9 protein-coding genes are annotated in these 13818 nt (G+C 67.2%); 7 read left to right on the forward strand and 2 right to left on the reverse strand.

Annotation, left to right across the window (positions count from 1 at the left end; translation table 11 throughout):
• Positions 1-96 precede the first annotated feature (96 nt).
• The 4 genes from coaE (AA983_RS13270) to AA983_RS13285 all read left to right on the forward strand — a co-directional run bounded on the left by coaE (AA983_RS13270) (position 97) and on the right by AA983_RS13285 (position 5679).
• A complete protein-coding gene (gene coaE, locus AA983_RS13270; protein WP_047312762.1) occupies positions 97-2463 on the forward strand; it encodes a dephospho-CoA kinase in 2367 nt (788 codons plus the stop codon).
• A gap of 16 nt (positions 2464-2479) precedes the next feature.
• On the forward strand, positions 2480-3115 hold the full coding sequence (gene coaE, locus AA983_RS13275; protein WP_047312763.1) for a dephospho-CoA kinase: 636 nt from the start codon (positions 2480-2482) through the stop codon (positions 3113-3115).
• Between the two features lie 95 nt (positions 3116-3210).
• Positions 3211-5313, forward strand: coding sequence for an excinuclease ABC subunit UvrB (gene uvrB / locus AA983_RS13280; protein WP_047312764.1), 2103 nt, complete (start codon positions 3211-3213; stop codon positions 5311-5313).
• 42 nt (positions 5314-5355) lie between these two features.
• Entirely contained in the window at positions 5356-5679 is a 324-nt protein-coding gene (locus AA983_RS13285) for a DUF3817 domain-containing protein (protein ID WP_047312765.1), read from the forward strand.
• 87 nt (positions 5680-5766) lie between these two features.
• On the opposite strand, the gene AA983_RS13290 is transcribed toward AA983_RS13285, so the two are convergent.
• Together AA983_RS13290 and AA983_RS13295 are read right to left on the reverse strand one after the other, a co-directional pair.
• Complete coding sequence (locus AA983_RS13290; RefSeq protein ID WP_047312766.1) at positions 5767-6438, reverse strand: MBL fold metallo-hydrolase; 672 nt, start codon at positions 6436-6438, stop codon at positions 5767-5769.
• A complete protein-coding gene (locus tag AA983_RS13295) occupies positions 6435-8279 on the reverse strand; it encodes a glycoside hydrolase family 15 protein (protein ID WP_047312767.1) in 1845 nt (614 codons plus the stop codon). Before AA983_RS13295 ends, AA983_RS13290 begins: the two co-directional genes overlap by 4 nt.
• Positions 8280-8413: 134 nt before the next feature.
• Between AA983_RS13295 and uvrA the strand changes: the two genes are divergently transcribed.
• The 3 genes from uvrA to uvrC are packed head-to-tail and all read left to right on the forward strand — an operon-like array spanning position 8414 to position 13817.
• On the forward strand, positions 8414-11407 hold the full coding sequence (gene uvrA, locus AA983_RS13300) for an excinuclease ABC subunit UvrA (protein WP_369798824.1): 2994 nt from the start codon (positions 8414-8416) through the stop codon (positions 11405-11407).
• Positions 11404-11814 (forward strand): Rieske (2Fe-2S) protein, encoded by a 411-nt coding sequence (locus AA983_RS13305; RefSeq protein ID WP_047312769.1) that lies wholly within the window; start codon positions 11404-11406, stop codon positions 11812-11814. The genes uvrA and AA983_RS13305 overlap by 4 nt, the downstream gene beginning before the upstream one ends.
• Entirely contained in the window at positions 11814-13817 is a 2004-nt protein-coding gene (gene uvrC / locus AA983_RS13310; protein WP_047312770.1) for an excinuclease ABC subunit UvrC, read from the forward strand. The genes AA983_RS13305 and uvrC overlap by 1 nt, the downstream gene beginning before the upstream one ends.
• Position 13818 lies beyond the last annotated feature (1 nt).

Raw genomic sequence — 13818 nt, forward strand, 5'->3', positions numbered from 1 at the left:
CTACCATGGCGGATCGTGCCGTCCGGGCACAGGTTCGCCGAGGCTCCGGGGTCGTTGGCAGTTCGGCGAATTTCGACCAACCCCTCTGAGACTCTCGTGAACTCGATCTTCACACGTGCCCACGACCGCCTCGGTCTGCGTACGTCGCCCATCATCTTTTTCGGCTCGGCCTTCCTCATCGTCCTGTTCAGCGCAGGGATGGGGCTGTTTCCGGGGCCGGTTCAGACGTTCTTCGGTTCCATCGCGCACTGGTTGCGCTACGACATCGGCTGGTTCTACACGGCCGGCGCCACGCTCCTCGTCGTCTTCTCCGTCGGGCTCGCCATGAGCCGCTACGGCCGCATCAAGATCGGTGCGGACGACGCCGAACCCGAGTACTCGGGGCTCGCGTGGTTCGGCATGATGTTCGCCGCCGGCGTCGGCGCCGTCCTCATGTTCTGGGGCATCGCCGAGCCGATGAACCACTACGCGAACCCGCCGATGGGCGACAAGGCGTTCACCGACGCCGCCGCCTGGCAGGCCATCAACATCGCCAACTTCCACTTCGGCATCCACATGTGGGCCGTGCTCATCGTGCCCGGCCTGTCGTTCGGCTACTTCACCTACAAGCGCAACCTGCCGCCACGTGTCTCCTCGGCGTTCCACCCGGTCCTGGGTGACCGCATCCACGGCCCGATCGGACGCACGATCGACATCATCTCGATCGTCGCCACCGTCTTCGGTCTTGCCGTGTCGACGGGTCTCGGTGCGCTGCAGATCAACTCCGGTATGAAGTACGTCTTCGGCGTGCCGATCTCCGGCATGGTGCAGGCTGCGATCCTCGCGGTGATCACCGCTGCAGCGCTGACGTCCGTGCTCGCGGGTATGGACAAGGGCGTCAAGCGCCTGTCGTACGCGAACATCATCCTCGCGATCGCGCTCATGCTCTTCATCCTCATGAACGCGGCGTCGACGTCCGACCTCATGCGCAGCATCATCGAGGCGTCCGGTCGCTACCTCAGTGCCCTGCCGGTGCTCAGCACCTTCAACGACAGCTTCGGTCACGGCCAGTGGTCGGGTGACTGGACCGTCTTCTACTGGGCCTGGACGGTGACCTGGGCGCCCTTCGTCGGCATGTTCGTCGCGAAGATCTCCCGCGGCCGGAGCATCCGTGCCTTCGTGGCCGCGTCCCTCGGCCTGCCGACCGCGTTTGTCGTCGTCTGGATGTCGATCTACGGCTTCTCGGCCATCACCTCCGATCGCGCGAGCGCGGACAAGCCGGGTACCGGTGGCGAGCTGACGAAGACGATCGTCGATGACGGCCGCGTGCAGGACGCCCTGTTCCAGTTCCTCAAGGACATGCCGCTCTACGGCGTCACGGCGACCCTGGCACTCATCGTCATCGTCGTCTTCTTCGTCACCTCGATCGACTCGGGTGCCCTCGTGCTCGACGCCATGGCGAACGGCCACGAGGACATGGGGACGCGCCGTCAGCGCGTGTTCTGGTCGCTGTCGGTCGGAGCCGTCTGTGCGGCGATCATCCTCACCGCCGGCGACAACGGCCTCAACGCGCTGCAGGAGGTCATCATCGTCATCGGCTTCCCGGTCATGATCCTGACGATCCTCCAGGCGTTCCTCCTGCTGCAGGCGCTGCGCGAGGACGCGGGCGCGGCGAAGCCGATCCGCACGCGACAGTGGAAGAAGGTTCTCCCGCAGGAGGAGTACGAGCGCCGCGCGGCCGAGAACAGCGAGGACATGGACGAGTACGTCGTCCTGCCCGAGTTCGAGATCGGCACCGAGCCCGAGTACGAGACGCACACCCCGACGACGTCGCACACGCAGGCTCTCGCGGCCAGTCGCGCGGCCGTGTCGATCGGTCTCACGGGCGCCGTGGCCTCCGGAAAGTCCGTCGTCGCCGACGAGTTCGAGCGTCGTGGCGCAGTGGTCGTCGAGTTCGACGAGCTCATGCGCGAGGTGCTCACACCGGGCCACGAGACGCTCGAGGACCTGCGCGCGGTCTTCTCTGAGGAGATCGTCCACCCCGACGGCACGATCGACTGGGAAACGCTCGACGGCCTGACGACGGAGAGCCACTCCGCCCGTCGGCGCCTGTACGACGTGGTCGAACCTGCCGTCCGCGAGGTGGCCGACGCTCGGGCCAAGGCGGTCGGCGAGGATTCCGTTCTCGTACTCGACCTCGCGCTGCTCACCGAGTCGACGCCGCGCGACTTCGACCAGGTCGTCGTCGTGTCGGCTCCGGTCGAGCTGCGCGTGGGGCGCCTCATGGAGGAGCGCGGTCTCACCCGCGAGCAAGCATGGGCGGAGATCGACGCCGACACCCAGCGGAGCGAGCGCGAGGACGCTGCGGACTTCGTCATGGAGAATGCAGGAACACGTGACGAACTGCGTGAGCTCGTCGACGCACACTGGGACGAGTACGTGCAGCCGGTGCTCGACGCGACGAGCGCTCACGCGGGCAGCTGACGATCGAGGAGAGACGATGAGTGGCACCGAGCAGCACACGAGCGAACGAGGCCTGCGGGTCGGACTGACGGGCGGTATCGGCTCCGGAAAGTCCACCGTGGCGCGCACGTTCGCCCAGCTCGGTGCCCTCGTCGTCGATTCGGACGCCATCCAGCGCCTCGTCGTGGCGCCCGGCTCCGACGGCCTCCGCGCCATTGTCGAGGAGTTCGGGGAGGCGATGCTGACCGCCGACGGTGAATTGAACCGCCCTGCGATGGCGAAGCTCGTCTTCGCCGACGAGACGGCCCGGCGGCGACTCGAAGGCATCACGCACCCCCTCATCGCGCAGGAGACGGCGCGACAGATGGGCAAGGCCGCGTCGGGGCAGGTCGTGGTTCACGACATTCCGTTGCTCGTCGAGTTGGGGTACGCGGACAAGTACGACCTCGTCGTCATCGTCGATGCGCCGGAAGAGGTGCGCCTCGAGCGCCTCGTCGCCGACCGGGGCATGACGAAGGAAGCGGCGCTCTCACGCATCCGCTCACAGGCCACAACGGAGCAGCGCCGCGCCGTGGCCGACGCGTGGATCGACAACACGGGCACCCCCGAGGAGCTGCGCGAGCAGGCATCGGAGGTCTGGACGACGCACGTCGAGCCGTCGGTTCATCACTGACCCACGGATGGCGCCCCCAGCCGTGCGGGTGGCCTCGAGTGGCATCAGGACCCCGTGATTCCGGGGTTGTCGGTGCCCGGACGTAGGGTTTGACCATGCGTCCAGTGACTGACATCCAGCGCCGCGTTGCGCCGTTCAAGGTCGAGTCGGAGTATCAGCCCGCCGGCGACCAGCCGAAGGCCATCGCCGAGCTCTCCCAGCGCGTCAACGCGGGGGAGAAGGACATCGTCCTCCTGGGCGCCACCGGTACCGGTAAGTCCGCGACGACGGCCTGGCTCATCGAGCAGGTGCAACGCCCGACCCTCGTGCTCGCGCCGAACAAGACACTGGCCGCGCAGCTTGCCAACGAGTTCCGCGAGCTGCTGCCGCACAACGCCGTCGAGTACTTCGTCAGTTACTACGACTACTACCAGCCAGAGGCGTACGTACCGCAGACGGACACGTACATCGAGAAGGACTCCTCGATCAACGAGGAGGTCGAGCGACTGCGTCACTCGGCCACGAACTCGCTGCTCACCCGCCGTGACGTCGTCGTCGTCGCGTCGGTGTCGTGCATCTACGGTCTCGGTACCCCGCAGGAGTACGTCGACCGAATGGCCCGGCTGAAGGTCGGCCAGGAGATCAACCGTGACGAGTTGCTGCGCCGCTTCGTCACCATGCAGTACACGCGCAACGACATGGCCTTCACGCGCGGCACGTTCCGGGTGCGCGGCGACACGGTGGAGATCATCCCCGTGTACGAGGAACTGGCCATTCGCATCGAGTTCTTCGGCGACGAGATCGACCGGCTGTACACCCTCCACCCGTTGACGGGCGAGATCGTCAACGACGAGGAGGAGATGTACGTTTTCCCGGCCACGCACTACGTGGCCGGCCCCGAGCGCATGGAACGCGCCATCAAGGGCATCGAGGTCGAACTCGGTGACCAACTCCAGCGGTTCGAGACCGAGGGCAAGATGCTCGAGGCGCAGCGCCTGCGGATGCGCACGACGTACGACATCGAGATGATGCGTCAGGTCGGCTCGTGTGCGGGCATCGAGAACTACAGCCGCCACATGGACGGCCGTGAGTCGGGCTCGGCCCCGAACACACTGCTCGACTACTTCCCCGAGGACTTCCTGCTCGTCATCGACGAGTCGCACCAGACGGTGCCGCAGATCGGCGCGATGTACGAGGGCGACATGTCGCGCAAGCGCACCCTCGTCGACCACGGTTTCCGCCTGCCGAGCGCGATGGACAACCGTCCCCTCAAGTGGGAGGAGTTCCTCGAGCGCATCGGCCAGACCGTCTACCTGTCGGCCACGCCGGGCGACTACGAGATGGCCAAGAGCGACGGTTACGTCGAGCAGGTCATTCGCCCCACCGGCCTCGTCGACCCGGAGATCGTCCTCAAGCCGACGAAGGGCCAGATCGACGACCTGCTCGGCGAGATCCGCACGCGTACCGAGAAGAACGAACGCGTCCTCGTCACCACCCTGACGAAGAAGATGGCCGAGGACCTCACCGATTATCTCCTCGACAAGGGCGTTCGAGTTCGGTACCTGCACTCCGAGGTCGACACCCTGCGCCGCGTCGAACTCCTGCGCGAACTGCGCATGGGTGAGTACGACGTGCTCGTCGGCATCAACCTGCTCCGCGAGGGCCTCGACCTGCCCGAGGTCTCGCTCGTGTCGATTCTCGACGCCGACAAGGAGGGCTTCCTGCGTTCGGCGAGAAGCCTCATCCAGACCGTCGGCCGTGCCGCCCGAAACGTCTCGGGTCAGGTGCACATGTACGCCGACAAGATCACCCCGTCGATGCAGGAGGCGATCGACGAGACCACGCGTCGTCGCGAGAAGCAGGTCGCATACAACACCGAGCACGGGGTCGACCCGCAGCCGCTGCGCAAGAAGATCGCCGACATCACCGACATGCTGCAGCGTGAGGACGCCGACACGGACGCCCTGCTCGGTTCCGGCCGTTCGATGAGCCGCGGCAAGGGCCGCGGTGGCACAGGAGCCGCCACGGCCGACGCCGACGTCGCCACGGGCGGTCGCAAGGGCTCGAGCAGCGCCGACCTGGCGGGGCTCATCCAGGAACTCACGGCACAGATGCACGAGGCCGCAGCGGAGCTTCAGTTCGAACTCGCAGCTCGCCTGCGCGACGAGTTGCGTGACCTCAAGAAGGAGCTGCGCCAGATGACGGAGGGCCAGAAGTAGGCGCCCACGCTGCGCTCAGGGGGCATCGGTATTCTTGAACGCATGACGATCACGCGTTTGTTCAAGGGTTTCGCGCTGGCCGAAGCCATCTCCTGGGGTCTGCTGCTCATCGGCATGTTTTTCAAGTGGATCCTGAAGACCACCGAGATGGGTGTGCAGATCGCCGGCCCCATCCACGGCGTCATGTTCATCGGCTACGTGCTGTGTGCGCTCAAGCTGTGGCAGGAGAAGAGCTGGCCGGGCAAGACGATCGGGCTCGCCCTCTTCAGCGCCGTCATCCCGTTCATGACGATCTGGTTCGAGAAGCGCGCCGAGCGTGCCGGCGAACTGGACACCCCGGCCGCCGGCCCGCGCGTCACGGCCTGACGCCCCCGCCGCCGACGAGACAGCGCCCGGTCCAGGCAGCCTTGAGCTGCCGGACCGGGCGCTTCGTCGTTCTCGCCGGTCGTCCGTTCACCAGCCTCGTTCGCGCCATTCGTCGAGGTGCGGACGTTCGGTGGCGAGGCTCGTGTCGTCACCGTGGCCGGGGTGCACGACGGCGTCGTCGAAACGGCCGAAGATCCGATCCCTGACCGAGGCGAACAGTTCGTCGAAGGACTGCTCGTCGCTGTGGTTCGTGGCACCCACGCCGCCGGGAAACAGGGTGTCCCCGGTCCAGACGTGCGGTGTCGAACCGTCCTCGGGCGACCAGCTGAGGACGACGCTGCCCGGCGTGTGCCCGGGCACGTGGTGCGCCGTGAGCGTCTGTTCGCCGAGCGTGACGGTGTCGCCGTCGGCGAGCGTGCGGCTCGGCTCGACGGGCAGTTCCGGCGCGTCGAGTTCGCCGGCCATCGCCTCGCAGGCCAGGGGCGCGATCTCCGGCAGGGCACGGTGATGGTCCCAGTGCTTGTGGGTCGTCACGACGCCGACGAGGGCTGCGTCCTCGACCTGCGCCTCGGCGAGCAGCTCACGGATGGCCGCGGCGTCGTCGGCGGCGTCCACGAGCAACGCCTCACCGGTGGCGGCGTCCTTGAGCAGGTAGACGTTGTTGTGCATGTCCGAGACCGACAGCTTCCACATCGTGAGGCCGGGAAGGTCGAGGCGCGACGGCGCCTGGCCGGGCTGGACGTCCGAAACATAGGTCATGCGATCTCCTCGTCGGGGTAGTCGTTCGACGCGATACGTGCCTCGTGGAGGTCGTAGGCCGCACCGATGAGCGTGAGGTGGCTGAACGCCTGCGGGAAGTTGCCCACCTGGCGCATCTCCTCGGGGTCGTACTCCTCGGCGAGCAGGCCCACGTCGTTCGGCAGGTCGCACAGGCGGTCGAACAGCTCGCAGGCCTTGTCGAGCTCGCCGATCTTCGCGTAGGCCGAGACGAGCCAGAACGAGCACGCGAGGAACGGGTGCTCGTCGCCCGCGAGGCCGTCGACGCCGGACTGGGTGCGGTAGCGCAGGAGGAACCCGCCGCGCATGAGATCGTTCTCGATGGCGCGCACGGTGCCGATGACGCGGGGGTCGTCACCGGGCAGGAACCCGATGAGGGGGATGAGCAGCAGGGAGGCGTCCACCTCGTCGGTGTTGTAGTGCTGCGTGAAGGTGTTCTTGTCCGTGTTGAAGCCCTTCGCCAGCACCTCCTCACGCACGAGGTCGCGGATCTCGCGCCAGCGCTCGACGTCACCGGGCAGGTCGTGCTCCTCGACGGCCTGGATCGCGCGGTCGAAGGCCGCCCACACCATGACGCGCGAGTGCGTGAAGTGCTGCAGGGGCCCGCGGATCTCCCACAGGCCGTTGTCCGGCTCGTCCCAGTGATCCGCGAGCCGGTTGACGAGCGCAGCCTGGATCGCCCAACTCTGCTGGCTCTCCTGCCCGCCGAGGTCGCGAGCGGACTCGAAGGCGATCATGACCTCGCCGAGGACATCCGTCTGCTTCTGGTCGAAGGCGCCGTTGCCCACGCGGACCGGTCGGCTGTTCGCGTACCCGGGCAGGTGGTCGAGTTCGCGTTCGGCGAGTTCACGCCCACCGTCGATCGTGTACATGATCTGCATGTCCTCGGGATCACCGGCGAGGGCGCGCACGAGCCACTCACGCCACTTCAGCGTGGCCTCGATGTAGCCGGCACGGAGCAGGGACTCGAGGCCCAGCGAGGCGTCACGCAACCAGCAGTAGCGGTAGTCCCAGTTCCGTTCGCCGCCGATGTGCTCGGGAAGCGACGTCGTGGGAGCTGCGACGATGCCGCCGCGCCGGCTGTCGGTGAGCAGGTCGAGCACGAGCAGGCTGCGCTTGACGACCTCGGCGTGCGGGCCGTTGTACGTGCAGTGGCTCATCCAGTTCTCCCAGCGATCGAGGGAGGCTGCGATGCGACGGTCGGTGTCGAGAGGAACGGGGATCGGCTTGTAGCTGGGCACCCAGGTGACGCTGAAGTCGTAGCGTTCACCGGCCTTGACCTCGAAGTGGTCACGGTGACGGCCCTCATCACCGACGGGCAGTCGGTCGCCGCGGAAGATGAGCATGTCGGGTCCGGCGATCGCGACGAGCACCTCCTCGTCCTCGCTGTGGCCGGGGTGGTGGCTGACCCACGGCTTCACCTTGCCGTAGCCGAAGCGGACGATGAGCTCCTGCTCCATCGCCACGGTGCCCTCGAGACCCTCGACGCGGCGTAGCACGTCGGCGCGGCCGTCGCTCACGGGCATGAGGTCGGTGACGCGCACCTTGCCGGTCGGCGTCTCGTGGATGGTCTCGAGGACGAAGCTGTTGCCCCGGTAGCTGCGCGTGGTCGTTGCCTCGTCGGAAGGACCCAGCAGCCAACGGCCGTGGTCGGGGGTACCGAGAAGGGCGGTGAAGCAACTCGAGGAGTCGAACCGGGGGAGGCACAACCAGTCGACGGAGCCCCGGAGGCTGATGAGGGCCGCTGTCTCGGTGTCGCCGATGATCGCGTAGTCCTCGATCGGGGTGTGGTTTGCCTCGGAAAGGGTGGTGTCGGCAGGCATGAGGGCCAGCCTAGTCCGCGGTTGTCGGTGGTCGCACCTAGCATGGAGCCGTGCCGAATTCTCAGAACTCCCAGGCCGCCGAGCGACGTTCGAGCGCTTCCGCCGTCGCGCGTCGCGGCCACGATCACCTGCTCGTGCGTGGTGCACGTGAGCACAACCTCAAGAACGTCTCGATCGAGATCCCGCGTGACGCGCTCGTCGTCTTCACGGGCCTGTCCGGTTCGGGCAAGTCGTCGCTCGCGTTCGACACGATTTTCGCCGAGGGCCAGCGTCGCTACGTCGAGTCGCTGTCGGCGTACGCGCGTCAGTTCCTCGGGCAGATGGACAAGCCCGACGTCGACTTCATCGAAGGTCTGAGCCCGGCCGTCTCGATCGACCAGAAGAGCACGAACCGCAACCCGCGCTCCACCGTGGGCACCATCACGGAGGTCTACGACTACTTCCGTCTGCTCTTCGCGCGCGCCGGTCGTCCGCACTGCCCCGTCTGTGGCGAGCCAGTCGGCAGCCAGACCCCTCAGCAGATCGTCGACAGCATCCAGGAGTTGCCCGAGCGCACCCGCTACCAGGTGCTCGCCCCCGTGGTCCGGGCACGCAAGGGTGAGTACGTCGACCTGTTCGCCGAACTGCAGACGAAGGGCTTCTCGCGCGCCCGCGTCGACGGCGAGATCGTGTCGCTCACCGAACCGCCGGTGCTCGAGAAGCAGAAGAAGCACACCATCGACGTCGTGGTCGACCGCCTCGTCGCGAAGGGCCCCGACGACACGAGCGGACGCCAGCGCCTCACCGACTCCGTCGAGACAGCTCTCGGCCTTGCCGACGGACTCGTCGTCGTCGAAAAGGTCGTGCGTGAGGGCGAGGAGGTCGAGGGGCCGCTCGAGCGCCGCTACTCGGAGAAGCTCGCGTGCCCCAACGACCACCCGCTGTCGATGGACGCCATCGAGCCTCGCTCGTTCTCCTTCAACAGCCCGTTCGGTGCCTGCCCCGAGTGCACCGGCCTCGGTACGGAACTCCAGGTCGACCCCGACCTCGTCGTGCCCGACGAGGACAAGACGCTGCGAGACGGGGCCATCCTCCCGTGGGCGCAGGGCTCGGGTGCGGCCGACTACTTCATCCGCGTGATGAAGGCGCTCGGCGACGAGCAGGGCTTCGACCTCGACACACCCTGGCGTGCCCTGCCCACCCGCGCCCGCACCATGCTGCTCGAGGGCAAGAACCACAAGGTTCACGTGCGCTACCGCAACCGCTACGGGCGTGAGCGCTCGTACTCGACGGGCTTCGAGGGCGTCATCCCGTTCGTCAAGCGTCGCCACTCCGAGACGGAGTCCGAGTGGAGTCGTGAGCGCTACGAGGGCTACATGCGTGAGGTCCCGTGCCCGGTGTGCAAGGGTGCCCGACTCAAGCCGGAGTCGCTCGCCGTCACCATCGGTGGCAAGTCGATCGCCGAGGTCTGCGCCCTGCCCATCTCGGAGTCCGCGTACTTCCTCGACGGGGTCGACTTCGACTCGCGTGAGCGTCAGATCGCCGAGCGCGTCATCAAGGAGATCGGCGCTCGCCTGGGCTTTCTGCTCGACGTCGGCCTCGACTACCTCTCGCTCGACCGGCCGGCCGGCACCCTCTCGGGTGGCGAGGCTCAGCGCATCCGCCTGGCCACGCAGATCGGTTCCGGCCTCGTGGGTGTCCTCTACGTGCTCGACGAGCCCTCCATCGGTCTCCACCAGCGCGACAACCACCGCCTCATCGAGACGCTGACCCGTCTGCGCGACCTCGGCAACACCCTCATCGTCGTCGAGCACGACGAGGACACCATCGAGACGGCCGACTGGATCGTCGACATCGGTCCCGGTGCCGGCGAGCACGGGGGTGAGGTCGTCTACTCCGGACCTGTCGAGGGCCTCGTCAAGGAGAAGCGCTCGATCACGGGTGGCTACCTCTCCGGCCGCCTGTCGATTCCCGTTCCCCCGACGCGTCGCGGACAGGACGGGCGGCAGGTCGTCGTCGAGGGGGCTCGCGAGCACACGCTGAAGAACGTCGACGCTTCCTTCCCGCTGGGCAACCTCGTTGTCGTCACCGGGGTCTCCGGCTCCGGAAAGTCGACCCTCGTCAACGACATCCTCTACACGTCGCTCGCCAACGAGCTCAACGGCGCACGACAGGTGGCGGGGCGTCACAAGCGCGTCACCGGCATGCAGCAACTCGACAAGGTTGTCCACGTCGATCAGAGCCCCATCGGGCGTACCCCGCGAAGCAACCCGGCCACGTACACGGGTGTGTTCGACAACATCCGCAAGCTCTTCGCCGAGACGCAGGAGGCGAAGGTGCGCGGTTACCAGCCGGGCCGTTTCTCCTTCAACGTCAAGGGCGGTCGCTGCGAGGCCTGCTCGGGTGACGGCACGCTCAAGATCGAGATGAACTTCCTGCCCGACGTGTACGTGCCCTGCGAGGTATGCCACGGTGCGCGCTACAACCGTGAGACGCTCGAGGTGCACTTCAAGGGCAAGACGATCGCCGAGGTCCTCGACATGCCGATCGAGGAGGCCGCCGACTTCTTCGAAGCGGTTCCGGCCATCGCGCGTCACATGCGCACCCTCGTCGACGTGGGGCTCGGCTACGTCCGCCTCGGTCAGCCCGCGCCGACGCTCTCGGGTGGTGAGGCCCAGCGCGTCAAGCTCGCGAGCGAGTTGCAGAAGCGATCCGCCGGACGCACCATCTACGTGCTCGACGAGCCGACCACGGGCCTGCACTTCGAGGACATCCGTAAGCTGCTCGACGTCATCCAGGGTCTGGCCGACAAGGGCAACACGGTCGTCGTCATCGAACACAACCTCGACGTCATCAAGTGCGCCGACTGGGTCATCGACATGGGTCCCGAGGGCGGCTTCCGCGGTGGCACGGTCGTTGCCGAGGGAACTCCTGAGCAGATCGCGCAGGTTGCCGAGAGCCACACCGGTCGCTTCCTCGCGCCGGTGCTCGAGAAGGCGGGCGTGACGCCGCAGATCGTGCCGCAGAAGGCGGTAGAGCCGATTGCGCGCGGTCCGCGGGCCGCCAAGAATGCGGCGGAGAAGAAGACCACCACCAAGAGGACGGCGAAGAAGGCGGCACCCGCCGCCGGGAAGGCGAAGAAGTCATGACGTCACTGAGCAACGAGATCTCCCGCCGCAGCGCGCTCACTGCCACGACGGCCGTCGTGGGCACGGGCCTTCTCGCAGCCTGCGGCGGTGGTGACGACGCTCCGGCGGCCAAGAAGGTCGACATCAGCGTTGATGCATCGAACGTTCCGGTCGGTGGCGGCTTCATCGACCGCACCAACAGCGTCGTCGTCACCCAGCCGACCAAGGGCTCCTACAAGGCGTTCTCGTCGGTCTGCCCCCACCAGGGTTGCCAGGTCGGCCAGGTCACCGAAGAAGCCATCGTCTGCACCTGCCACGGCAGCCGTTTCGACCCCAAGACGGGTGACGTCACCGCCGGCCCGGCGGAGAAGGGGCTTCCCGCCAAGCAGGTCGCCGTGCAGGGCGCGAAGCTGCACGTCACCGGCTGATGGCCGATCCCCGCACCTACCGCCCGAAGACGGGCGACATCCCCACGGACGCCGGCGTCTACCGCTTCCGCGACCGTGACGGACGTGTCATCTACGTCGGCAAGGCGAAGTCCCTGCGTTCGCGCCTCACGAGCTACTTTCAGGACCTGCGTCTGCTTCACCCGCGGACGCGCACGATGGTGACCACGGCAGCATCCGTCGAGTGGACGGTCGTGCGCAACGAGGTCGAGGCACTTCAGCTCGAGTACGCGTGGATCAAGGAGTACGACCCGCGCTTCAACGTGAAGTACCGCGACGACAAGTCGTACCCGTACCTCGCGGTGACGATGTCCGACGAGGTGCCGCGGGCGCAGGTCATGCGCGGACGCAAGAAGCCAGGCACCCGCTACTTCGGACCGTTCACCCACGCGTGGGCCATCCGCGACACCCTCGACCAGCTCATGCGCGTGTTTCCCATGCGCACGTGCAGCGCGGGCGTCTACCGCCGCGCCGAGGCCTCCGGACGCCCGTGCCTGCTCGGCTACATCGACAAGTGCAGTGCTCCGTGTGTCGGCAACGTGACGCACGAGGAGCACCGCGCCATCGCCGAGGACTTCTGCGCGTTCATGGCGGGGGATTCGGCGCGGTTCACGCGCGACATCGAGCGTCGCATGAAGGCGGCGTCGGCCGAACTCGACTTCGAGCAGGCCGCGCGCTTGCGTGACGATCTCGGTGCCCTCGAGAAGGTGCTGCAGAAGTCGGCCATCGTCTTCGACGACGCCACGGACGCCGACGTCTTCGGTCTCGTCGAGGACGAGCTCGAGGCCGCAGTCCAGGTCTTCCACGTCCGAGGTGGGCGCATTCGAGGACAGCGCGGCTGGGTCACCGACAAGGCCAGCGAGGCGGGCGTCGGAACCCCGGAACTCATCGAGCGGATCCTGCTCGAGGTGTACGGAGAACGCGAGGGCAAGGACGACGTTCCCCGCGAAGTGCTCGTGCCCGTCCTACCGGGCGAACCCGACGACGTGCGTGACTGGCTGCGCCAGCGTCGCGGCGGCGTGGTCGACCTGCGCGTCCCGCAGCGTGGTGACAAGCGAAAACTCGCCGCCACCGTGACGAAGAACGCCGAGCAGGCCCTCGCCCGACACAAGGTCAGCCGGGCCGGCGATCTCACTGCTCGCTCGCAGGCCCTCGAGGAGTTGCAGGAGAACCTCGGACTGCCCGAGGCGCCGCTACGCATCGAGTGTTTCGACATCTCGCACGTGCAGGGCACGAACGTCGTGGGCTCGATGGTCGTCTTCGAGGACGGCCTGCCGCGCAAGTCCGAGTACCGCCGCTTCATCGTGGCCGGCACCGAGGATGCGGACGGCACCCTGCGCAACGACGACGTGGCCGCCATGCACGAGGTGCTCACGCGCCGCTTCGCCCGTCTGGCCCGTGAGACCGCAAACGGCGACGAAACCACCCCGGTCAGTGGCGAGGTGGACGCCGACGACAGGGCCGGTTCCCTCCGTGACGAGGACGGGCGTCTCAAGAAGTTCGCCTACCGTCCGCAGCTTCTCGTCGTCGACGGTGGACGCCCGCAGGTGGACGCTGCGGCGCGTGCTCTGGCCGAGGTCGGGTTCGCCGACATCCCGGTCGTCGGGCTCGCCAAACGCCTCGAGGAGGTGTGGCTCGCGGACGACGACTTCCCCGTCATCCTGCCGCGCACGAGCGAGGCGCTCTACCTGCTGCAGCGGGTGCGTGACGAGGCCCACCGCTTCGCCATCACGTTCCACCGGGAACGGCGCTCGAAAGCCATGACGGTCTCCGCCCTCGACGGGATCGCGGGCCTCGGGCCGGCCAAGCAGAAGGCGTTGCTCCAGCACTTCGGAACGGTCAAGGCCATCCGTGCGGCCGACGCCGAAGCGCTCCAGGAGGTCAAGGGTGTCGGCCCGGCCCTGGCCGAGTCCGTCGTCCGGGCGCTCTCGTCGAACGAGGGATCGCCAGCGGTTAACGTGATGACCGGAGAAGTACTGGAATGAG

Origin of the sequence: Dermacoccus sp. PE3 (assembly GCF_001021715.1) — a bacterium.
Lineage (GTDB): Bacteria > Actinomycetota > Actinomycetes > Actinomycetales > Dermatophilaceae > Dermacoccus > Dermacoccus abyssi.